This window comes from Novosphingobium sp. 11B, from assembly GCF_054589055.1.
The window spans coordinates 24,073-45,369 of sequence record NZ_BAAILP010000332.1 but is presented as its reverse complement, the minus strand read 5'-3'; the positions used below and the strand labels follow the sequence as shown (position 1 = coordinate 45,369).

Genomic DNA, 21,297 nt, shown 5'->3' with positions numbered 1-21,297 from the left:
CAATCCAGGGCCGCGCTGAACCGCCCCGGGATTGTTTCACCATGCTTGCAATGACACAATATTAGGGCGTTGCGGCAGATACCTCAGCCCTCGTCGCGGCCTTATTCGCCCCGATATACCGCCCCGACATGAGCCTCACCCCGGCGGGCCGCGAGCTTTTCCTGCCGTTCGCGTTCGCGGTAGGCGGCGCGCTGTTCCTCGGTACGCTCACCGTGACAGGCCGGACAACTGACGCCAATCTCATAAAGTTCCGAAGCCCGGTCTTCGGCGCTGATCGGACGGCGGCAGGCATGGCATAGTTCATAGCTGCCCGGTGCCAGCCCATGGCCGATGGTCACCCGCTGGTCGAAAACGAAGCACTCGCCTTCCCACAGGCTCTGTTCCTCCGGCACGGTCTCCAGATACTTCAGGATGCCGCCCTTGAGGTGAAAGACGTCCTCGACGCCTTCCTGCTTGAGAAAGGCCGTGGACTTCTCGCAGCGAATGCCGCCGGTGCAGAACATCGCCACTTTCGGCGCCTTGCCCTGCCCGAGCAGCCGCTCGCGCTCGCTACGGAACCACTCTGGAAACTCACGGAAAGTCTTCGTGTGCGGATCGATGGCCCGCGCGAACGTACCCACCGCTACCTCGTAGTCGTTGCGGGTATCGATCACGATCGTATCCGGATCGGCAATCAGCGCGTTCCAGTCCTGCGGCTCGACATACGTGCCCACGATCGCCAGCGGGTCGATGTCGGGCTGGCCCATCGTCACGATCTCACGCTTGAGGCGCACTTTCATGCGGTGGAACGGCATGTGCGGCGCGTCGGAGAACTTGACGTCCACGCCCTCGCAGCCCGGCAGCCCACGCACATGCGCCACGATCGCATCGATCCCGGCGTCGGTCCCGGCGATGGTCCCGTTGATGCCTTCTCCCGCCAGCAGCAAGGTGCCGCGAACGCCATGCTCATGACATAGCGCCTCGAGCGGCGCCTTCAGCGCGGCCGGGTCGTCGAAACGGGTGAAGCAGTAAAGCGCCGCCACGCACAGACGCGGCGCGCTGGTATCCAGTGGTTCCATGGCGTGCCTCTAGCGCGGAACGACGCCAAAGCCAAAGCTCAGTAGCCGAGATCCTTGACCGGCGGCGTCCCGAACAGGTTCACGTCGTCCACGGTGATCCACCCGTTCGCATAATTGGCGTAGTAGAGCCCGAAAAGCACCACCGCCACGATGGTCGCCCGGCGCGCGACCAGCTTCGGGCGGAAGTTCACCGGCGCGCTGGAGGCGTGGCCCTTCTCGATGACATGGCCCTCCACCTCGTCGGGCGTGCGCAAGCCGACCGGGAGGACGATAAACGCGCTCAGCACCCAGAACAGGGCGTAGATCGCGATCATCGAGGTCCAGTTCATCGCCATCGCATCAATCCTCCAGCAACAGCACCTGCACTTGCGGCTTCTTGCCCGACCAGCGCGTCGCAGCGCGGCGAGCGGCAAGGCGCGCGGCTTCGGAGCGCGTATCGCGATCCGCCTTGCCCGCGCGCTTCAGCGCCTCGGCAACGTCGCGCCTGGCTTCCTCGACGAACCCAGCGTAGTCCTCGTCGAGCGGCAGGCCCAGCGCCGAGATTTCGACCCTGCCCTTGCGATCCGCTGCCACTGAAATGACGCCGTTGAAGGCGATGCGGCGGCGCATGATGATCGCCTCGCCGTCAGCGGGCGCGATGATGTCGCCGTCGAGCACCAGACGGCCCGCGCGCACTTCGCCGAACTTGCCCGGGTGACTGGGCGCGAGGCGCACGAGATCGCCGTTTTTCTGGAAGATCGCCTTGGGAATGCCGCTGGCGACGCCGAGACGTGCCTGCTCCTTCATGTGGCGGATTTCGCCGTGGACCGGCAGCAGGATCTGCGGACGAATCCACGAATAGAGCGCCTCCAGTTCGGGACGACCGGGGTGGCCGGAGACGTGGATTTCGCTCTGACGATCGGTGACGACGATGACGCCCTGCTCGGCCAGACGGTTCTGGATGCGGCCGATCTGGATTTCGTTGCCGGGAATCTGACGGCTGGAGAACAGCACGACGTCGCCCTTGTCGAGCTTGATCGGGTGATTGCCCTCGGCCACGCGGGCGAGTGCGGCGCGCGGTTCGCCCTGACCGCCGGTGGCGACGATCAGCACGTCGCCGCGCGGCAGGTCCATCGCGGTGTCGGGATCGACGAGGTCGGGCAAGTCCTTGAGATAACCGCAGGACTGGCCAGTCTGGATGATGCGGTCGAGCGAGCGGCCCGCCACGCACAGCTGGCGGCCGGTCTTCTTCGCGACATCGCCCAGCGTCTGCAGGCGCGCGACGTTGGAGGCGAAAGTCGTCACCAGCACGCGGCGGCCCTTGTGCTTCTTCACTTCGGCCAGCAGGCCCCGGTAGACGTCACCTTCAGAACCCGAAGCCTCGGGATTGAACACATTGGTGGAATCGCAGACGAGCGCCAGCACGCCCTCGTCGCCGATGGCGGTCAGTTCGGCCTGAGTGGCCGGGGTGCCGACTTGCGGCTCGTCGTCGAGCTTCCAGTCGCCGGTGTGGAAAATACGGCCATACGGCGTCTCGATCAGCAGCGCGTTGCCTTCGGCGATCGAGTGCGCCAGCGGCACGTAGCGGATGCCGAACGGGCCGATCTGGAAGTTCTCCAGGTCATCGACCACGTTGAGTTCGACCCGGTCAAGGATGCCCGCCTCTTCCAGCTTGGCGGCGACCAGCTTGGCGGTGAACGGCGTCGCATAGAGCGGCACGCCCAGTTCCTCGGCGAAGTACGGGACCGCGCCGATGTGATCTTCATGCGCATGGGTCAGGACGATGCCGAGCAGGTTCTCGCGCTCGTTCTCGATGAATTCGAGGTCGGCGAAGACCAGGTCGACGCCGGGGTATTCGTTACCGGAGAACGTCATCCCCAGATCGACCATCAGCCACTTGCCCTGACAGCCGTAGAGATTGACATTCATACCGATTTCGCCCGAACCGCCGAGCGCACAAAATAGAAGTTCCTTACCGGGAATCACTTAGAAGCTGCCCTTTCGGCAATGATGGCGAGGCCGTCGATCGTGAGATCCGCGTCAACGGCATCGAAAATATTGGTGGCCTCGTCGAACAGGACGGCAAGGCCGCCCGTGGCGATGACCTTGGCGGGGCGGCCGATCTCGGCGCGGATGCGGGCGATCAGGCCCTCCATCATCGCGACGTAGCCCCAAAAGACGCCGATCAGCATCTGATCCTCGGTGTTGCGGCCGACGACGCTGGTGCTCTTGGGCGCGGCGATGGCGATGCGCGGCAGCTTCGCCGTATTGCCAACCAGCGCGTCGAGCGAGAGGTTGATGCCCGGCGCGATGATGCCGCCCTTGTAGGCTCCGTTGAAGTCTATCACGTCGAAGGTGGTCGCGGTGCCGAAATCGACGACGATGAGGTCTCCCGCATGCTTGTCGTGCGCGGCGATGGCGTTCACCGCCCGGTCGGCGCCGAGCGAACTGGGCTGTTCCACGTCGATGTCGATGCCGTACTCGGCCCTGCCCTGCCCAGCGATCAGCGGTTCGATCTCGAAGTAATGGCGGGCCAGTATCTCGAGGTTGTGCAGCGCGCGGGGGACGACGGTGGAAATCACGATCTGCGTGACTTCCTGCGCCTTCACGCCGCGAATGGCGAGCAGTTGCATCAGCCAGACGGCGTATTCGTCGCCCGTGCGGCGCGGGTCGGTGGCGATGCGCCAGCGGCCCTTGATCGTGCGACCTTCCAGCAGCGCGAAGACGACATTGGTATTGCCGGCGTCGATAGCGAGCAGCATGCTCTTTCAGTTCCTCATACGAGCAGGACGTCACCCGCGTGGATCGTCCGGATCGATCCGTCAAGCAGGGCGAGGCGGAGGTTTCCGTCCTCCGCCAGTCCCGCGAACGCACCTTCGACCGCGTCTTCACCGGGCGGAAGCACCCGAAGCGGGGTTCCCTGCGGGTGTGCCGCACTCTGCCAGCGACGCAGCAGCGGGGCAAGGCCGACCGAGCGCCAGCGCTGCAGTTCGGTGTCGAAGCTGGCTGCCAGCGCCTCGGCGAAGATATCGCGGCTGGGGGCCAGCTCGCCCAGCGCAGCGGTCCGGCGACCCGGGACTTCGGGCGCATGGACGAGGTTCACACCGATGCCGACGATGACCACGCCCGAAACCATCTCCAGCAGGATGCCCGCGACCTTGGCTTCGTGAAGCAGCAGGTCGTTCGGCCACTTGAGCATCAAGCCGGAACTGACGAAGCGGGACAGCGCCTCGTGAACCGCAAGGCCCGTCAGCAGCGCCAGCGTGGCAGGCGACGGGTCGCCCGGCGCGATGCGCACCACGGTCGAGCCCATGAAATTGCCCGCACCGTCATCCCAGACGCGGCCAAGACGCCCCCTGCCCGCATTCTGCCGGTCCGCAACGAGCCAGCGGCCCTCTGGCAGGTATTCACCGCCGGAGAGCCGCTGCGCGAGATCCTGATTCGTGGACCCCGTTTCTGCTACGATTTCGATCAAAGCGTGTGGAACAGCGCGGTCGCGGCAGTGTCCGTCAGGCCCTGCAGCCATCCGCTCAGCAGATAGCCCAGCGGCGAGATGAACAGGCAGGTCACGACCAGGATCGCCTTGTGCCACACGTCGCTCTTCCACTTGATGGCATCGACCGGCTCATCGAAGTAGATCACCTTGACGACCTTCAGGTAGTAGAACGCGCCGATCACCGAGGCCGCGAAGCCGATCGCCGCGAGCGGCATCATGTTCGCATCGACGGCAGCCTTGAACACCAGGAACTTGCCCCAGAAGCCGAACATCGGCGGGATACCGGCAAGGCTGAACATCACGAATGCCAGCGCAGCGGCAAGACCCGGACGGGTGCGCGAGAGGCCCGCGTACTGGCCGATTTCCTCGACGTTGTCGCCGTTCTCGTCCCGCAGCATCAGCACGGTGACGAAGCCCGCAACGGTCATCGCGACATAGATCACGAGGTAGAACAGCATCGCCGAAGCACCCTGCGGGTTCGCCGCAGCGAGGCCCACGAGGATGAAGCCGACGTTGTTGATCGACGAATAGGCCATCAGGCGCTTGATGTTCTTCTGACCGATCGCACCCAGCGCACCAACCACGATCGAGGCGAGCGCCACGAAGACGATGATCTGGCGCCATGCGTCCGACTGGTCGCCGAAGGCATCGAGCATCACGCGCATGGTCAGGCCGATGGCCGCGACCTTGCCCGAAGTGGCGAAGAACTTCGTCACCGGGGTCGGCGCGCCTTCGTAGACGTCCGGCGTCCACATGTGGAACGGCACGGCGCTGATCTTGAAGGCAAGCCCCGCCAGCATGAACACGATGCCGAACAGCGCGCCGTTGGACAGGCCACCGGCCAGCGCGGCGTTGATGCCCGCAAACGAGGTGGTGCCGGTGAAGCCGTAAGTCAGGCTCATGCCGAACAGCAGGATGCCCGAGGCCAGCGCGCCCAGCACGAAGTACTTGAGGCCCGCTTCCGCCGAGCGTCCGTCGGTCCGCACGAAGGCGGCCAGCACGTAGGCGGCCAGCGAGTTCATTTCGAGGCCGATGTACAGCGCCAGCAGATCGCCCGCCGACACCATCATGCCGCTGCCGACCGCCGCGAAGATCACGAGGATCGGGAACTCGGCCCGCATCGCGCCGAGGCGCTCGAAGAAGGCAGGCGCGACGACGAGCGTGGCGGCGGCCGAAAGGTAGATCAGGATCTTGCCGAAGGCCGAGAAGGCATCGGCGTGAACCTGGCCGAAGAACGCGGAGTAGTCCGGACCCATGTGCCCGCCGCACAGCGCGGGGGCAACGAGGAATGCGGCCCCGACCAGCGCCGTGACGGCAAGGATCGAGATCAGGCGGCTTGCCTTGTCACCGCCCCAGGCGGCGATCAGAAGCAGGATCAGACCTGCAATGCTCAGCGTTTCTTCCGGCGCGATCAGGCGCAGGGAGTGCGACCAGTCCATCAGTGTGACCCCCCATGCGCAGCGGCTTCTTCGTGCGCAGGCTTAGCTTTTCCAGGTGTAGGCGCGCTGTCGCCGGCCGGCTTGGCACGGGCGAGGCGCGCGTCGAGCGCGGCGATGTCGGCACGCATCGGAGCGATGAAGCTCTCGGGATACACACCCATCCACAGCGCGGCGAGCGCGAGCGGGATGACCATCGCCAGTTCGCGGGCGTCGAGGTCGGGCATCGCGGCAGCATCGGCGTTCTTCTGCTCGCCGAACACGACCCGGCGGTAGAGGTACAGCATGTAGGCCGCGCCCAGGATGATGCCGGTGGTGCAGATCAGCGCCGTCCAGGTCGAGACCTGATAGATGCCGCCGAGGCTCAGGAATTCGCCGACGAACCCGCTGGTGCCCGGCAGGCCGATCGAGGCCATCGTGAACAGCAGAAAGAACACGGCGTAACGCGGCATGTTGATCGCGAGGCCGCCGTAACGGCTGATCTCGCGGGTGTGCAGGCGATCATAGATGACGCCGACGCACAGGAACAGCGCGCCTGCGACCAGACCGTGGCTGAGCATCACCAGCATCGAGCCTTCGAGGCCCTGCACGTTGAAGGCGAACAGGCCGATGGTGACGATCGCCATGTGCGCGACCGACGAATAGGCGATCAGCTTCTTCATGTCGCTCTGCACCAGCGCAATCAGCGAGGTGATGACGACGGCGGCCATCGACAGGCCCCACACCAGAGGTCCGAAATAGACCGAGGCTTCGGGGAACATCGGCAGCGAGAAGCGGATGAAGCCGTAGCCGCCCATCTTCAGCAGCACGCCCGCCAGGATGACCGAGCCGCCCGTCGGCGCCTGAACGTGCGCGGCGGGAAGCCAGGTGTGGACCGGCCACATCGGCATCTTCACCGCGAAGCTGGCGAAGAAGGCGAGCCACAGCCAGGTCTGGACATGCGGGTCGAAGTCGTAGGCCATCAGCGTCGGGATGTCGCTGGTCCCGGCCGTGTGGACCATCCACAGCATCGCGACGAGCATCAGCACCGAGCCGAGCAGCGTGTAGAGGAAGAACTTGTACGAAGCGTAGATGCGGTCCGCACCGCCCCAGATGCCGATGATGAGATACATCGGGATCAGACCGGCTTCGAAGAACATGTAGAACAGGTACATGTCCTGCGCCATGAACACGCCGAGCATGAACACTTCGACGAGCAGGAAGGCGGCCATGTATTCGCCCACGCGCTTCTCGATCGAGCGGCTCGCGCCGATGCAGATCGGCATGAGGAATACCGAGAGCATGATGAGCAACAGGGCGATGCCGTCGATGCCGAGAGCGTAAGTGAAGCCCGAGAAGATGTTCAGGCGCTCGGTGAACTGCCACTGGGCGCCGCCCACGTCGAAGTTCATCCACAGGGCGATGCCGAGGACGAGATCGACGAGGGTTGCGAGCAGCGCGACGGTGCGCGCCGCTTTCGCTTCGAGGAAGAGGCATGCCAGTGCGCCGAGGAGCGGCACCAGCAGCATCAGGCTGAGGATCGGAAAACCAGTCATCATCTTATCCCGCGATCACCCAGCTGATGGCGCCGACAAGGCCCAGCAGCATGACAAGAGCGTAGCTGTAGAGATAGCCCGATTGGACTTTCTGCGCGTAAGTCGAACCCCTGGCGACGACAGCCGCCGCACCGTCGGGACCGAAGCGATCGATCACGCCGATGTCGAGCACCTTCCAGAACACGCCGCCCAGCCAGAAGGCAGGCTTGACGAAGATCGTGTTGTAGAGCTCGTCGAACATCCACTTGCGGTAGACGAAGGTGTGGACCGGGCCGAGTTGGTCGGCGACCGCCTTCGGGAACGCGGTGTTCTTGATGTAGCCGTACCAGGCGGTGACGAAGCCGATGGCCATGACCGTGAACGGCGCCCACTTCACCCACATCGGAACGCCGTGCATGGCGTGGATCAGGTGCTCGTGGAAGACCAGCGCGCCCTTCCAGAACTCGCCCTCGCCTTCGGAGACGAAGGCATGGTTGAAGACGAAACCGGCAGCTACAGCGCCGACCGACAGGATCAGCAGCGGCAGCAGCATCACCAGCGGGCTTTCGTGCGGGTGATAGCCACCCGTGCCGTCGCCATGGTCGCCATAGTCCGGACCGCGCATGCCGAGTTCGGCAGGTGCGTGGGCGTGGTCATCATGCGCCGCATCATGAGCGTGGTCATCGTGACCGTGCGCGTCGTGGGCATGATCGTCATGACCGTGGCCATGGGCGTCATGCACAGCGTGCTGGACGTGCTCCGACTGGTTCCAGCGCGGCTTGCCGAAGAAGGTCAGGAAGACCAGGCGCCACGAATAGAAGCTCGTCATGAGCGCGGCGAAAATGCCCATCCAGAAGGCGAACGTGCCGACCTGGCTGCCCGAACCGAAGGCCGCTTCGAGGATCGCGTCCTTCGAGTAGAAGCCCGCGAAGCCGATCACGCCGGCAATGCCGACACCGGTGATGGCCAGCGTACCCGCCGTCATCGTCCAGAAGGTGATCGGGATCTTCTTACGCAGACCGCCGTAGAAACGCATGTCCTGCTCGTGGTGCATCGCGTGGATGACCGAACCGGCGCAGAGGAACAGCAGGGCCTTGAAGAAGGCGTGCGTGAACAGGTGGAACATGGCCGCACCGAACGCGCCCGAACCGGCCGCGAAGAACATGTAGCCCAGCTGCGAACAGGTCGAATAGGCGATGACGCGCTTGATGTCCCACTGCGTGCAGCCGATCGTGGCGGCGAAGAAGCAGGTGCAGGCACCGATCACGGCGACGACGTGCATCGCGGTCTCGCTCTGCTCGAACATCGGCGAGAGACGGCAGACCATGAAGACGCCCGCGGTGACCATGGTGGCCGCGTGGATCAGCGCCGACACCGGGGTCGGGCCTTCCATCGCGTCGGGAAGCCAGGTGTGCAGGCCAAGCTGCGCCGACTTGCCCATCGCGCCCACGAACAGCAGCAGGCACAGCACCGTCATGGTGTCGAACCGGTGGCCGAGGAAGCCGATGGTCGAACCGGCCATCGACGGCGCGGCATGCAGGATCTCGGGGATCGAGACAGTGCCGAACACCAGATACGTACCGAAGATGCCGAGCATGAAGCCGAGGTCGCCCACGCGGTTGACCACGAAGGCCTTGATCGCGGCGGCGCCTGCCGAGGGCTTGCGGAACCAGAAGCCGATCAGGAGGTACGAGGCCAGGCCCACGCCTTCCCAACCGAAGAACATCTGCACCAGGTTGTCCGCCGTCACCAGCATGAGCATGGCGAAAGTGAACAGCGAGAGGTACGCGAAGAAGCGCGGCTGATCCGGCTCCTCGCTCATGTAGCCCCACGAATAGAGGTGCACGAGCGCCGAGACCGAGGTGATGACCACGAGCATGACGGCGGTGAGCGTATCGACGCGCAGAGCCCAGTCGAAGGTCATCGTGCCCGATGCGACCCACTTCAGAACCGGGAAGACGCTGGCTTCAGCGCTGCCGGTCAGGAAAGAGATGAAGATCGGCCAGGACAGGCCGCAGGCGATGAACAGCGCGCCGGTCGTCAGCACCTTGGGCACGACGAAGCCGAGCGACTTGTTCGCGAACCCGGCAAGGATCGACGCCAGCAGCGGCAGAAAGACGATGAGGTAGATCGACACGGACTTACCCCTTCATCCGGTTGACGTCGTCGACGGCGATGGTGCCGCGGCCACGGAAGTAGATCACGAGGATAGCAAGCCCCACTGCGGCCTCGCCGGCCGCCACCGTCAGCACGAACATGGCGAAGATCTGGCCAGTCAGGTCGTGCAGGAAGGCGCTGAACGCGACGAGGTTGATGTTCACCGCAAGCAGGATCAGTTCGATCGACATCAGGATGACGATGATGTTCTTGCGGTTGATGAAGATGCCGAGGACGCCGAGCACGAAGAGGATCGAGCTCACGACCACGTAATGTTCGACGCCGATCACAGCGAGACCCCCTTGCCGATTTCAGGCTTGACGTTGACCGTCGCGTCCTGCGGACGGCGCTGGTTCTGCTTGCTGATCTTCTGGCCGCGCGTGTCGTTACGCTGGCGGTGGGTCAGCACGATGGCACCGATCATGGCGACGAGCAGGATGACGCCCGCGGCCTCGAACAGGAACAGGTAGCGGCTGTAGAGCAGTCCGCCGATCGCCTCGATGTTCGAGAGGCCCGCAGCCGTGGCGGCAGTACCGTCCGGCGTACCCAGTTCCAGGTTACCGGCGCGGTAGGCACCGATGCCCAGCACGATCTCGGCCAGCAGCACGATCGCCACCAGCGCCCCGAACGGGAAGTAGCGGACGAAACCGGCGCGCAGTTCGGCGAAGTCGATGTCGAGCATCATGACGACGAACAGGAACAGCACCGCGACCGCACCGACGTAGACGATGACCAGCAGCGCCGCGATGAACTCGGCGCCGGTCAGCACCATCAGGCCGGCGGCGTTGAAGAACGCCAGGATCAGCCAGAGCACCGAATGCACCGGGTTGCGCGAGAGGATGGTGATGGCGCCGGAGGCCACCGTCATCACCGCGAAGAGGTAGAAGGCGATAATATGGATCATGGGAAGCCCGTTTCCTTGCGCGCGCCGGTTAACGGTACGGCGCGTCGGCTTCAAGGTTCGCGGCGATAGCACGCTCCCACTTGTCCCCGTTCGCCAGCAGCTTGGCCTTGTCGTAAAGCAGTTCTTCGCGCGTTTCGGTCGCGTATTCGAAGTTCGGCCCTTCGACGATGGCATCGACCGGGCAGGCTTCCTGGCAGAAGCCGCAGTAGATGCACTTGGTCATGTCGATGTCGTAGCGCGTGGTGCGGCGCGAACCGTCCACTCGCGGCGCCGCCTCGATGGTGATCGCCTGCGCCGGACAGATCGCCTCGCACAGCTTGCAGGCGATGCAGCGTTCCTCGCCGTTGGGATAACGGCGCAGGGCGTGCTCGCCGCGGAAGCGGGGCGAAAGCGGGTTCTTCTCGAACGGGTAGTTGATCGTCGCCTTGGGCTTGAAGAAATACTTCAAGGTCAGCCAGTGCGCCTTCACGAACTCCCAGAGCGTGAAGCTCTTGATGAGGTATGCGACGGTCATGCGAAGTGTCCGGTAGCCATGAGGTAGCCGCTGACGATCACGACGAAAGCGAGCGAAACGGGGAGGAAGACCTTCCAGCCCAGGCGCATCAGCTGGTCATAGCGGTAACGGGGCACCGTCGCCTTGACCCAGCTGAACACGAAGAAGAAGAAGAAGATCTTGAGCAGGAACCACACGAAGCCCGGGATCAGGTAGAGCACGGGAATATCGAGCGGCGGCAGCCAGCCACCCCAGAACAGCGTCGCGTTGAGCGCGCACATCAGGAGCACGTTGGCATATTCACCCAGCCAATAGGCGGCGAAGGCCATCGACGAATATTCGGTCTGGTAACCGGCGACGAGTTCGGATTCCGCTTCGGTAAGATCGAACGGCGCGCGCTGCGTTTCCGCAAGGCTCGACACCAGGAACATCACCCACATCGGGAACAGTAGCGGGTTCGCGACGAAGCCGTTGATGATGCCGAAAACGTGGCCCTTCTGCGCCAGGACGATGCCGTTCATGTTGAACGTACCCGCCCACAGGACGACGCAGATCAGGATGAAACCGATCGAGACTTCGTAGGAGATCATCTGCGCCGAAGCGCGCATCGCCGAGAAGAACGGGTACTTCGAGTTCGAAGCCCAGCCCGCCATGATCGTGCCGTAGACGCCCAGCGAACTGATCGCGAGAACGTAGAGCAGGCCGATGTTGATGTTGGCCAGGATCGCGTTCGAATTGAACGGGATCACCGCCCAGGCCATCAGTGCCACGGTGAAGGTGACGACCGGCGCGATCAGGAAGATACCCTTGTTCGCGGCCGAAGGGATGATGGTTTCCTGCAGGAAGACCTTGAGGCCGTCCGCGAAGGACTGCAGCAGACCGAACGGACCGACCACGTTGGGACCACGGCGCAGTGCCATGGCGGCCCAGATCTTGCGGTCGACGTAGATGATCATCGCGACGGCCAGCATCAGCGGCAGCGCGATCAACAGGATGCCGCAGATGGTGGAGAGCAGCCAGGCCCCTTCGAAGGGCATGCCGAGAGACTGGAAGAACGAAGTCATTCCGCGGCCTCCGCGAACTCTTCACCGTGCAGCAGCTCAGCCGAGCAACGCTGCATCGTCGCGCTGGCGCGCGCGATCGGGTTGGTCATGTAGAAGTCCTTGATCGGATAAGCGATCGCGCCCGAAGCCGAACCGCCGCCCGCCGGGAGCGCGCTGCCGTAGTTGGCCAGCCCCTCGACGCCGAGTGCCGGGACTGCCGAAACCATGGCGGCGCGAAGCTGGTCGAAGCTGTCGAAGCCAACCGAGACGCCGAAGGCGTCGGCCAGTGCGCGCAGGATCGTCCAGTCCTCACGCGCGTCGCCGGGCGCGAAGACGGCCTTGTCGGCGAACTGCACGCGGCCTTCGGTGTTGACGTAAGTGCCGGCCTTTTCGGTGTAGGCCGAAGCGGGCAGGATCACGTCGGCAGCATGCGCCGCCTTGTCACCGTGGTGGCCGATGTAGACGATCATCGAGTCCGCGAACTTGGTGTAGTCCACTTCGTCGGCACCGAGCGAGATCAGGACCTTGGGCTTGGCGGCGGCGAGGTCGGCGATGCCGCCCTTCTGCGCGTAGCCGAGCATCAGGCCGCCCATGCGCGAAGCGGCCATGTGCAGGACGTTGAAACCGTTCCAGGCGGTGCCGTCTTCCAGCGTGCGGACGAGGTTGAGCTGGCCTGCCAGGGCAAGGCCGGCTTCCAGACCGCCACGGCCAAGAGCCGCGCCGCCCAGGATCACCGCCGGACGCTTGGCGCCCGAAAGGGTGTCCGCGACGTGGCCCGGCAGGTTGCCGATCAGCGAGAGGTCTTCGCCGAGGAATTCACCGCCGAAGGTGGTTTCCCACTCCGGACCGATGAGGAACACCTTGGCGCCGCGCTTCACGGCCTTGCGCAGACGGACGTTGACCGTCGGCGCTTCCCAGCGAACCATCGAGCCGACGATCAGGATAGCGTCAGCCGTCTCGATGTCGTTGAAGGTGGTGTTGAAGTTGACCGCTGCCAGGCTCGACGTGTCGTAGTCCATGCCGGTCTGGCGACCTTCGAGGAGGGTCGAGCCGAGCGCACCGACGAGCGCCTTGGCGGCGAACATCGTCTCGCAATCGACCATGTCGCCCGCGACAGCCGCGATCGAGGCACCGGGGTTCAGGGTCGACAAAGCAGCGAAAGCCTCGTTCCAGGTGGCCTGGACCAGCTTGCCGTCACGGCGCAGGAACGGCTTGTCGAGGCGGCGCTTGGTCAGGCCATCGACCTGGAAGCGCGCCTTGTCGCTCAGCCATTCCTCGTTCACGTCGTCGTTGTTGCGCGGAAGTGCGCGGAGCACTTCACGGCCGCGCGCGTCGATGCGAATGTTGGCGCCGGTCGCGTCCGAAACGTCGATCGAGAGCGTCTTCTTCAGCTCCCACGGACGCGCTTCAAAGGCATAGGGACGGCTGGTGAGCGCGCCGACCGGGCACAGGTCGATCACGTTGGCCGACATCTCGTGATGCGCGGCCTTCTCCAGATAGGTCGTGATCTGCATCGTCTCGCCGCGATAGAGCGCGCCGATCTCGTCCACGCCGGCGATCTCTTCCGAGAAGCGCACGCAGCGGGTGCAGTGGATGCAGCGCGTCATCGTGGTCTTGATGAGCGGGCCCATGTACTTCTCGGTTACCGCGCGCTTGTGCTCGTGGTAACGCGAGCCGCCGCGACCGTAGGCGACCGACTGGTCCTGCAGGTCGCACTCGCCGCCCTGATCGCAGATCGGGCAGTCGAGCGGGTGGTTGATGAGAAGGAATTCCATGACCCCTTCCCGCGCCTTCTTGACCATTTCGGAATCCGTGCGGATCTCCTGGCCTTCGGTGGCGGGCAGCGCGCAGCTTGCCTGCGGCTTGGGCGGTCCGGGCTTCACTTCGACCAGGCACATGCGGCAGTTGCCGGCGATGCTCAGGCGCTCGTGATAGCAGAAGCGAGGGATTTCCTTGCCGGCGAGTTCGGCGGCCTGCAGCACGGTGGCGCCTGCAGGGACCTCGATCTCGACGCCGTCTACTTTTACCTTAGGCATTATTCTGCAGCCTCTTGCAGCGAGCCGTGGCGCGCTTCGATGCGGCGCTCGATCTCGGGACGGAAGTGCTTGATGAGGCCCTGGATCGGCCACGCGGCTGCATCGCCGAGCGCGCAGATGGTGTGGCCTTCGACCTGCTTGGTGACCTGCTGGAGCATGTCGATTTCCTCGACATGCGCGTCGCCGGTGCGCAGGCGTTCCATCACGCGCCACATCCAGCCGGTGCCTTCACGGCACGGCGTGCACTGGCCGCAGCTCTCATGCTTGTAGAAGTACGAGAGGCGCGAAATGGCGCGGACGATGTCGGTGGACTTGTCCATGACGATGACGGCGGCAGTGCCAAGGCCCGAGCCGACAGCCTTGAGGCCGTCGAAGTCCATCGGCGCGTCCCAGATGTCGGCGGACGGTACCAGCGGCACCGATGAACCGCCGGGGATCACCGCCAGCAGGTTGTCGCGGCCGCCGCGAATGCCACCACAATGCCGCTCGATCAGTTCGCTGAACGGGATCGACATCTCTTCCTCGACCACGCAGGGACGGTTCACGTGCCCGCTGATCTGGAAGAGCTTGGTGCCCTTGTTGTTCTCACGCCCGAAGGAGGAGAACCACGAGGCGCCGCGACGCAGGATGGTCGGCGCCACCGCGATCGATTCCACGTTGTTCACCGTGGTCGGGCAGCCGTAGAGGCCCGCGCCGGCCGGGAACGGCGGCTTCAGGCGGGGCTGGCCCTTCTTGCCTTCGAGGCTTTCGATCATCGCGGTTTCTTCGCCGCAGATGTAGGCGCCGGCACCGCGATGGACGAAGACGTCGAAGTCGTAGCCCGAACCCGCCGCGTTCTTGCCGAGCAGGCCCGCCGCGTAGGCTTCCTCACGCGCGGCGAAGAGCACTTCGGCCTCGCGGATGTATTCGCCGCGGATGTAGATGTACGCCGCGCGCGCGCCCATCGCAAAACCGGCCACCAGCGCGCCTTCGAACAGAAGGTGCGGATCGTGGCGCATGATCTCGCGGTCCTTGCACGAACCCGGTTCGGATTCGTCCGCGTTGATGACCAGGAAGCTGGGCTTGGGGTTGCCGTTCTGGTCGAGCGGCGGCTGCTTGGGCATGAAGGACCACTTCATGCCGGTGGGGAAGCCCGCACCGCCGCGACCGCGCAGACCCGATGCCTTCATCTCGTCGATGATGGCGTCACGGCCGCGCGCGATCAGGTCCTTGGTGTTGTCCCAGGCGCCGCGCGCCTGCGCTTCCTTCAGGTTCCACGGCTGGAAGCCGTAGAGGTTGGTGAAGATGCGATCCTTATCGAGGAGAGCCATTACCACTCGCTCCGATAGTCATGGTTTTCGGTCATCATGGCGACGAGGTTGGTCGGCTCGCCCACCGGCTCCACGGTGTGACGGGCCGGGTCCTGCGTGCCTGCCTTCGGCGTCTCGCCGCGCGCCAATGCGTCGAGCACGGCGTTCAGGCGGTCCGAGGTCAGGTCCTCGTAGTTGTCGTCGTTGATCTGGACCATCGGGGCCGAGGCGCAGTTGCCCATGCACTCGACCTCGGTGAACGACCAGAGGCCGTCTTCCGAGATGTGGCCCTTCTTCATGCCGCGCGACTTGCAGGTCGCCAGCAGATCGTCCGAACCGCGCAGCATGCACGGCGTGGTGCCGCAGACCTGCACGTGGAAGCGGCCGATCGGCGCGATGTTGTACATCGTGTAGAACGAGGCGACCTCGACCACGCGAATGATCGGCATGTCGAGCTCAGCCGCGACATATTCCATCACCGGGATCGGCAGCCAGCCCTGCGTGTTCTCTTCGGCACCGACCTGGCGCTGGGCAAGGTCGAGCAGCGGCATCACCGCCGAGCGCTGGCGCCCTTCGGGATAGCGCGCGACGATGTCCTTGGCCTTGGCGGCGTTCGCCTCGGTCCAGGCAAAATTACCCCAACGGGCCCGCAATTCGGGCGTATCGGGTTCGATATAGCGGTCAGCCATGCTTACCTCTGCGCTTCAGCCACTGATCCTGGCCGAAAAAGAAAATCTCGAAGCCACCGATGGCAGTCGCCAGCATGGCGATCATCGGCGAGGGAGCGATCCCGAGCCAAAGAACGACGAAGTAGAGGCCGATGAGGAACAGACCCGTGAGGGTCGCCCAGATACGGATCATTTCTACAGTGTTGAACTTCGTCACAGGTCCCACCCCTTTGCGATCATCAACGAATGAATTCGACGCGCGAACACTTGTCGCCTTCGAAGCTGTAGACCGCGATCACGTCGAACGGGTCCACGAGTTCCGAACCGTCGCTCGCAGGTCCGCGCGTCACGTGCTCTCGCATCAGCACGTAAGCGCCGATCTGCGAGGCTTCGACGATCTCGGCCTTGTTCTGCGGCCACTTGGCGAAAGCGGCGGCGAGGCCCAAACGGGTACCTTCCTTGCCTTCGCGCACGACGGCGCCGCGATAGTTCGCCTCGCAAGCCTCATCGGTCATGTACGAGACGTACGTGTCCACGTCCTGCGCGTTGTAGGCCGCGATCATGGCCTTGGCGGTGTCCAGAAGGCTCAACGATCGCACTCCCCGAACACGATATCCATGGCGCCCAGGATCGCCGTGGCGTCAGGCAGCATGTGACCCTTGGACATGAAGTCCATCGCTTGCAGGTGACTGAACGCGGTCGGGCGGATCTTGCAGCGGTACGGCTTGTTGGAGCCGTCCGAGACGAGATAGACGCCGAATTCGCCCTTGGGGCTTTCGGTCGCGACGTAGACTTCACCCGCGGGGACGTGGAAGCCTTCGGTGTAGAGCTTGAAGTGATGGATCAGCGATTCCATCGAGCTCTTCATCTCGGCGCGCTTGGGCGGAACCACCTTGCGGTCGGTGGAGGCCACCGGACCTTCGGGCATCTCGCGCAGGCACTGCTTCATGATGCGGGCCGACTGGCGCACTTCCTCGGCGCGGCACATGAAGCGGTCGTAGCAGTCGCCGCTGGTGCCCACGGGAACCTCGAAGTCCATGCGGTCATAGACGTCGTAGGGCTGCGCCTTGCGGATATCCCAGGCGATGCCCGAACCGCGGATCATCGGGCCGGAGAAGCCCCATGCCAGCGCGTCTTCCTTCGACACCGTGGCGATGTCGACGTTGCGCTGCTTGAAGATGCGGTTGTCGGCGACGAGGCTCAGCGCGTCCTCGAACAGTTCCGGCAGGCGCGTGTCGAGCCAGTCGGCGATGTCGGTCAGCAACTTGAGCGGCACGTCCTGATGCACGCCGCCGGGACGGAACCAGGCCGAGTGCATGCGGGCGCCCGAGGCGCGCTCGAAGAAGTTGAGGCAGTCCTCGCGGATTTCGAACAGCCACAGGTTCGGCGTCATCGCGCCGATGTCCATGATGTGCGAACCCATGTTCATCATGTGGTTGCAGATGCGGGTCAGCTCGGCGAACAGCACGCGAAGGTACTGGGCGCGCAGCGGAACCTCGAGGTTCAGCAGCTTCTCGATCGCGAGCACGTAGGAGTGCTCCATGCCGAGCGGCGAGCAGTAGTCCAGGCGGTCGAAGTACGGCAGCGCCTGAAGGTACGTCTTGTGTTCGATCAGTTTTTCGGTGCCGCGATGGAGCAGGCCGACGTGCGGATCGATCCGCTCGATGATCTCGCCGTCCAGTTCCATGACCATGCGCAGAACGCCGTGGGCCGCCGGGTGCTGGGGACCGAAGTTGATCGTGTAGTTGGTGATGACCTCGTCGCCGGTGGTGGGCGACTGTTCAAGCAGCATGCTCACTTGGCGTCTCCCTTGTCCGGACGGCTTTCGGTTTCCTTGGGCGCCTCAGGGGCCTTCCCGTCTTCGGTCTTGGCCGGAGCGGGCGCGGATTCCTTTTCGGCGGCCTTTTCGTTCGCCTTGTCACCGGCGCCGGTATCGGCCTTGCTCTCGGTCGCCTTGGGCGTCGGAGCGGCGGCAGGCGCTGAGGGAGCCGGAGCCTTCTCGTCACCCGGAAGGATGTAGTCGGCGCCTTCCCACGGGCTCATGAAGTCGAACTGGCGCAGATCCTGCGCGAGGCTGACCGGCTCGTACACAACGCGCTTGTCCTCTTCGGAATAGCGCAGTTCCTGGTAGCCGGTGAGCGGGAAGTCCTTGCGGAACGGGTGGCCCTCGAAACCGTAGTCGGTGAGGATGCGGCGCAGGTCCTTGTTGCCGGCGAAGATCACGCCGTACATGTCGAACACTTCGCGTTCCAGCCAGCCGGCGTTCGGCCACAGCGTGGTGATCGTCGGGACCGGGGTGTGCTCGGCCGCCGTCACCTTCGCCATGATGCGATGGTTCTTCGTGACCGAAAGCAGCATGTAGACGACTTCGAAACGCTCAGGGCGCGACGGATAATCGACGCCGGCGATTTCCATCATCTGCTGGTATTCGTGATCGTCGCGCAGGATGCGCAGCGCGTTCTCGATCTCGTCACGCGCGATGGTGAGCACGATCTCGCCATGCTCCTCCTTCGCGGAGACGACCTTCGAGCCGAGCGCGGCGACGAGAGCGTCGAGGACGCCCTCGTTCGAGGCGATCTTCGGAGCGGAATGCAGAACGGGCATCTGGCCTTACCTCTCGACGGTGCCCACGCGGCGGATCTTCCGCTGCAACTGCATCACGCCATAAAGCAGCGCTTCGGCAGTCGGCGGGCAACCCGGCACGTAGATGTCGACGGGCACGATGCGGTCGCAGCCGCGCACCACCGAGTAGCTGTAGTGATAGTAGCCGCCGCCGTTGGCGCAGCTGCCCATCGAGATGACGTACTTCGGCTCCGACATCTGGTCGTAAACCTTGCGGAGCGCGGGGGCCATCTTGTTGCAGAGCGTGCCTGCCACGATCATCACGTCCGACTGGCGCGGGGAAGCGCGCGGCGCGGCGCCGAAGCGCTCCATGTCGTAGCGGGGCATGTTGACATGGATCATCTCGACCGCGCAGCACGCGAGGCCGAAAGTCATCCACCACAGCGAACCCGTGCGGGCCCACTGGAACAGTTCCTCGGTCGAGGTGACCAGGAAGCCCTTGTCGGACACTTCCTGATTGAGATCCTTGAAAAACGACTGGTCGGGCGCGGTGATCGCGCCGCCGACCGGCGACATCGGGGCCAGAGGCTGGCCCGCCGAGTTAACGAGCGTGCTCATTCCCAGTCCAAAGCTCCCTTTTTCCATGCATAGGCGAGGCCGATGGCCAGTTCGCCCAGGAATACCATCATCGTCGCCCAGCCGGCCCAGCCCGTCAGCTTGAGCGACACGGCCCAGGGGAACAGGAAGGCAGCTTCGAGATCGAAGATGATGAAGAGGATCGCCACCAGGTAGAATCGCACGTCGAACTGGCTGCGCGGATCTTCGAAGGCGGGGAAGCCGCACTCATATTCACTGTTCTTGTCGGCGCTGGGCTGGTGCGTGCCGGTCAGCCGGGCAACGCCCAGCGGAAGGAACACGATCACGGACGAAAGCCCAAGCGCGATCACCAGGAAGATGAGGATCGGCAGGTATTGCGACAGATCGGTCAATGTTCTTGCCTCTTACCGCGAATGCGACGTTGGCGGACTCGAATATGTCATGGTGAGCCCGTCAAGTTGGCGCGTCCTTAGGCCAGCCTACCGCGCCTCGCAAGGGTATCCCGGCACAATAATCCGCCATTCGCATTGCATTGCAACACGACAAAGTGTCCAATCCCGCAGTTTCCCGGCGCTTGCCCACCCCGAGGCGCCTGACGCAATCGTCAAGTCGCTTCGCGCAACCGGTTTATTGCGAATTGTTCGCGAAACGCGGCCGACATATCTTGGCAATCAGGCAAGGCTTCCCATCTCCTGGCCATCGTCCGAATGAAACCGGCGGGACGGTGTAGAGGCGGCTCGTACTGTCGCATCATTGCAATTGACGCAGCGCAACATTATCCCGTTCGTCAACTAGAACAGTCATCAGTGTGAAAGGTATGCCAATGGCCCAGATTTCGGCTTCCGACCCGATCGTCATCCTCTCTTATGCGCGCACCCCCATGGGCGGTCTGCAGGGCGTGCTGGCGGACGTATCGGCGACCGACCTCGGCGCGACCGCGGTGAAGGCCGCCGTCGAGCGTGCAGGCGTCGCGGGCGAGGACATCGAGCGAATCTACATGGGCTGCGTGCTGCCCGCCGGTCTCGGCCAGGCCCCTGCCCGCCAGGCCGCGCTGAAGGCCGGCCTGCCCAAGTCGGTGCAGGCTACCACCGTCAACAAGGTCTGCGGCTCGGGCATGCAGACCGTCATCATGGGTGCCGAGGCGCTGGCCGCCGGTTCGCTCGACGTGGTGATCGCGGGCGGCATGGAATCGATGACCAACGCCCCGTATCTTTCGAAGAAGCACCGTTCGGGCGCACGTGCCGGTCATGACACGATCTACGACCACATGTTCCTAGACGGTCTGGAAGACGCCTACGAAGGCGGCTCGATGGGCTCGTTCGCGCAGGTCACCGCCGACGAATACCAGCTGACCCGCGAGAACCAGGACGATTACTCGATCGAGTCGCTGCGCCGCGCGCAGGAAGCGATCACCTCGGGCGCCTTCGCCGCGGAGATCGTCCCCGTCACCGTGAAGACGCGCAAGGGTGAAGTCGTCGTCGACACCGACGAGCAGCCGCCGAAGGGCAATCCGGACAAGATCCGCACCCTGCGCGCCGCCTTCGCCAAGGACGGCACGATCACTGCCGCCAGCTCCAGCTCGATCTCGGACGGCGCGGCCGCCGTGGTGCTGACGCGCAAGAGCGTAGCCGATGCCAAGGGCCTGACGCCGGTGGCCACCGTCGTCGGCGTCGAGGCTCACGCGCAGGAGCCGGCCAAGTTCACCACCGCCCCGGTCGGTGCAATCACCAAGCTGGTCGAGAAGGTGGGCTGGAACCTCGCCGACGTCGACCTGTTCGAAGTCAACGAAGCCTTCGCCTGCGTCGCCATGTTCGCGATGCACGACCTCGGCATCCCGCACGACAAGGTCAACATCCACGGCGGCGCGACCGCACTGGGCCATCCGATCGGTGCCTCGGGCACGCGCATCATCGTGACGCTCATCAACGCGCTCAAGGAAAAGGGCCTCAAGAAGGGCGTCGCCAGCCTCTGCATCGGTGGCGGCGAAGCCACGGCGATCGCGGTCGAACTGGCCTGACGACAAGGAAATTCCCTCTGCCCGCAACCCGGGCAGGGGGCATTTCCT

22 protein-coding genes are annotated in these 21,297 nt (G+C 64.3%); 1 reads left to right on the top strand and 21 read right to left on the bottom strand.

Annotation, left to right across the window (positions count from 1 at the left end):
- Window positions 1-101 precede the first annotated feature (101 nt).
- From trhO to ACYPYD_RS27345, 21 genes are read right to left on the bottom strand one after another with little or no spacing between them, the layout of a single operon-like run.
- Entirely contained in the window at window positions 102-1,058 is a 957-nt protein-coding gene (gene trhO, locus ACYPYD_RS27445) for an oxygen-dependent tRNA uridine(34) hydroxylase TrhO (RefSeq protein ID WP_459666946.1), read from the bottom strand.
- Window positions 1,059-1,096: 38 nt separating this feature from the next.
- Window positions 1,097-1,387, bottom strand: a complete 291-nt coding sequence (locus ACYPYD_RS27440) for a DUF1467 family protein (protein WP_459667045.1) — start codon at window positions 1,385-1,387, stop codon at window positions 1,097-1,099.
- Window positions 1,388-1,397: 10 nt separating this feature from the next.
- The gene (locus ACYPYD_RS27435; protein WP_459666944.1) at window positions 1,398-3,023 is read right to left on the bottom strand and encodes a ribonuclease J; all 1,626 of its coding nucleotides are present in this window, start codon (window positions 3,021-3,023) and stop codon (window positions 1,398-1,400) included.
- Window positions 3,020-3,799 carry a type III pantothenate kinase gene (locus tag ACYPYD_RS27430; RefSeq protein ID WP_459666942.1) on the bottom strand — a complete coding sequence of 260 codons (780 nt, stop codon included), beginning with the start codon at window positions 3,797-3,799 and terminating at the stop codon, window positions 3,020-3,022. The genes ACYPYD_RS27435 and ACYPYD_RS27430 overlap by 4 nt, the downstream gene beginning before the upstream one ends.
- 14 nt (window positions 3,800-3,813) lie before the next feature.
- Window positions 3,814-4,512, bottom strand: a complete 699-nt coding sequence (locus ACYPYD_RS27425; protein ID WP_036522932.1) for a biotin--[acetyl-CoA-carboxylase] ligase — start codon at window positions 4,510-4,512, stop codon at window positions 3,814-3,816.
- On the bottom strand, window positions 4,509-5,972 hold the full coding sequence (gene nuoN, locus ACYPYD_RS27420) for an NADH-quinone oxidoreductase subunit NuoN (RefSeq protein WP_036522929.1): 1,464 nt from the start codon (window positions 5,970-5,972) through the stop codon (window positions 4,509-4,511). The genes ACYPYD_RS27425 and nuoN overlap by 4 nt, the downstream gene beginning before the upstream one ends.
- Window positions 5,972-7,504: an NADH-quinone oxidoreductase subunit M gene (locus ACYPYD_RS27415; protein ID WP_037521769.1), complete on the bottom strand. Its 1,533-nt coding sequence runs from the start codon at window positions 7,502-7,504 to the stop codon at window positions 5,972-5,974. The genes nuoN and ACYPYD_RS27415 overlap by 1 nt, the downstream gene beginning before the upstream one ends.
- 4 nt (window positions 7,505-7,508) lie before the next feature.
- A complete protein-coding gene (gene nuoL / locus ACYPYD_RS27410) occupies window positions 7,509-9,620 on the bottom strand; it encodes an NADH-quinone oxidoreductase subunit L (protein ID WP_036522926.1) in 2,112 nt (703 codons plus the stop codon).
- A gap of 4 nt (window positions 9,621-9,624) precedes the next feature.
- Window positions 9,625-9,930, bottom strand: coding sequence for an NADH-quinone oxidoreductase subunit NuoK (nuoK, locus tag ACYPYD_RS27405; protein WP_008833052.1), 306 nt, complete (start codon window positions 9,928-9,930; stop codon window positions 9,625-9,627).
- Window positions 9,927-10,544: an NADH-quinone oxidoreductase subunit J gene (locus tag ACYPYD_RS27400; RefSeq protein WP_008833053.1), complete on the bottom strand. Its 618-nt coding sequence runs from the start codon at window positions 10,542-10,544 to the stop codon at window positions 9,927-9,929. The genes nuoK and ACYPYD_RS27400 overlap by 4 nt, the downstream gene beginning before the upstream one ends.
- A gap of 28 nt (window positions 10,545-10,572) precedes the next feature.
- A complete protein-coding gene (gene nuoI, locus ACYPYD_RS27395; RefSeq protein ID WP_008833054.1) occupies window positions 10,573-11,058 on the bottom strand; it encodes an NADH-quinone oxidoreductase subunit NuoI in 486 nt (161 codons plus the stop codon).
- On the bottom strand, window positions 11,055-12,101 hold the full coding sequence (nuoH, locus tag ACYPYD_RS27390) for an NADH-quinone oxidoreductase subunit NuoH (RefSeq protein WP_036522919.1): 1,047 nt from the start codon (window positions 12,099-12,101) through the stop codon (window positions 11,055-11,057). The genes nuoI and nuoH overlap by 4 nt, the downstream gene beginning before the upstream one ends.
- Window positions 12,098-14,116: an NADH-quinone oxidoreductase subunit NuoG gene (gene nuoG / locus ACYPYD_RS27385; RefSeq protein ID WP_459666941.1), complete on the bottom strand. Its 2,019-nt coding sequence runs from the start codon at window positions 14,114-14,116 to the stop codon at window positions 12,098-12,100. The genes nuoH and nuoG overlap by 4 nt, the downstream gene beginning before the upstream one ends.
- Window positions 14,116-15,426 (bottom strand): NADH-quinone oxidoreductase subunit NuoF, encoded by a 1,311-nt coding sequence (gene nuoF, locus ACYPYD_RS27380; protein ID WP_036522913.1) that lies wholly within the window; start codon window positions 15,424-15,426, stop codon window positions 14,116-14,118. The genes nuoG and nuoF overlap by 1 nt, the downstream gene beginning before the upstream one ends.
- Window positions 15,426-16,094, bottom strand: a complete 669-nt coding sequence (locus ACYPYD_RS27375; protein ID WP_459666939.1) for a complex I 24 kDa subunit family protein — start codon at window positions 16,092-16,094, stop codon at window positions 15,426-15,428. The genes nuoF and ACYPYD_RS27375 overlap by 1 nt, the downstream gene beginning before the upstream one ends.
- Entirely contained in the window at window positions 16,087-16,290 is a 204-nt protein-coding gene (locus tag ACYPYD_RS27370) for a hypothetical protein (RefSeq protein WP_232493429.1), read from the bottom strand. Before ACYPYD_RS27370 ends, ACYPYD_RS27375 begins: the two co-directional genes overlap by 8 nt.
- Before the next feature lie 22 nt (window positions 16,291-16,312).
- Complete coding sequence (locus ACYPYD_RS27365; RefSeq protein WP_459666937.1) at window positions 16,313-16,663, bottom strand: nuclear transport factor 2 family protein; 351 nt, start codon at window positions 16,661-16,663, stop codon at window positions 16,313-16,315.
- Complete coding sequence (locus ACYPYD_RS27360; RefSeq protein WP_036522905.1) at window positions 16,660-17,865, bottom strand: NADH-quinone oxidoreductase subunit D; 1,206 nt, start codon at window positions 17,863-17,865, stop codon at window positions 16,660-16,662. Before ACYPYD_RS27360 ends, ACYPYD_RS27365 begins: the two co-directional genes overlap by 4 nt.
- Window positions 17,866-17,867: 2 nt before the next feature.
- Window positions 17,868-18,677, bottom strand: coding sequence for an NADH-quinone oxidoreductase subunit C (locus ACYPYD_RS27355; protein WP_459666935.1), 810 nt, complete (start codon window positions 18,675-18,677; stop codon window positions 17,868-17,870).
- 6 nt (window positions 18,678-18,683) lie between these two features.
- Window positions 18,684-19,211, bottom strand: coding sequence for a NuoB/complex I 20 kDa subunit family protein (locus ACYPYD_RS27350; RefSeq protein ID WP_197524448.1), 528 nt, complete (start codon window positions 19,209-19,211; stop codon window positions 18,684-18,686).
- 38 nt (window positions 19,212-19,249) lie between these two features.
- The gene (locus tag ACYPYD_RS27345) at window positions 19,250-19,624 is read right to left on the bottom strand and encodes an NADH-quinone oxidoreductase subunit A (protein ID WP_036522900.1); all 375 of its coding nucleotides are present in this window, start codon (window positions 19,622-19,624) and stop codon (window positions 19,250-19,252) included.
- A 431-nt stretch (window positions 19,625-20,055) separates the two neighbouring features.
- Between ACYPYD_RS27345 and ACYPYD_RS27340 the strand changes: the two genes are divergently transcribed.
- Entirely contained in the window at window positions 20,056-21,249 is a 1,194-nt protein-coding gene (locus ACYPYD_RS27340; RefSeq protein WP_008833065.1) for an acetyl-CoA C-acyltransferase, read from the top strand.
- The last annotated feature ends 48 nt before the right edge of the window (window positions 21,250-21,297 follow it).

Bases quoted from the DNA above. Each gene is read 5' to 3' on its own strand.
- ACYPYD_RS27430 (WP_459666942.1), bottom strand. From the start codon at position 3,799: ATGCTGCTCGCTATCGACGCCGGCAATACCAATGTCGTCTTCGCGCTG.
- nuoG (WP_459666941.1), bottom strand. From the start codon at position 14,116: ATGCCTAAGGTAAAAGTAGACGGCGTCGAGATCGAGGTCCCTGCAGGC.
- ACYPYD_RS27355 (WP_459666935.1), bottom strand. From the start codon at position 18,677: ATGCCCGTTCTGCATTCCGCTCCGAAGATCGCCTCGAACGAGGGCGTC.
- ACYPYD_RS27440 (WP_459667045.1), bottom strand. From the start codon at position 1,387: ATGAACTGGACCTCGATGATCGCGATCTACGCCCTGTTCTGGGTGCTG.
- nuoI (WP_008833054.1), bottom strand. From the start codon at position 11,058: ATGACCGTCGCATACCTCATCAAGAGCTTCACGCTCTGGGAGTTCGTG.
- ACYPYD_RS27360 (WP_036522905.1), bottom strand. From the start codon at position 17,865: ATGCTGCTTGAACAGTCGCCCACCACCGGCGACGAGGTCATCACCAAC.
- ACYPYD_RS27375 (WP_459666939.1), bottom strand. From the start codon at position 16,094: ATGGCTGACCGCTATATCGAACCCGATACGCCCGAATTGCGGGCCCGT.
- ACYPYD_RS27350 (WP_197524448.1), bottom strand. From the start codon at position 19,211: ATGTCGCCGGTCGGCGGCGCGATCACCGCGCCCGACCAGTCGTTTTTC.
- nuoN (WP_036522929.1), bottom strand. From the start codon at position 5,972: ATGGACTGGTCGCACTCCCTGCGCCTGATCGCGCCGGAAGAAACGCTG.
- trhO (WP_459666946.1), bottom strand. From the start codon at position 1,058: ATGGAACCACTGGATACCAGCGCGCCGCGTCTGTGCGTGGCGGCGCTT.
- nuoH (WP_036522919.1), bottom strand. From the start codon at position 12,101: ATGACTTCGTTCTTCCAGTCTCTCGGCATGCCCTTCGAAGGGGCCTGG.
- ACYPYD_RS27415 (WP_037521769.1), bottom strand. From the start codon at position 7,504: ATGACTGGTTTTCCGATCCTCAGCCTGATGCTGCTGGTGCCGCTCCTC.
- ACYPYD_RS27340 (WP_008833065.1), top strand. From the start codon at position 20,056: ATGGCCCAGATTTCGGCTTCCGACCCGATCGTCATCCTCTCTTATGCG.
- nuoF (WP_036522913.1), bottom strand. From the start codon at position 15,426: ATGGCTCTCCTCGATAAGGATCGCATCTTCACCAACCTCTACGGCTTC.
- ACYPYD_RS27400 (WP_008833053.1), bottom strand. From the start codon at position 10,544: ATGATCCATATTATCGCCTTCTACCTCTTCGCGGTGATGACGGTGGCC.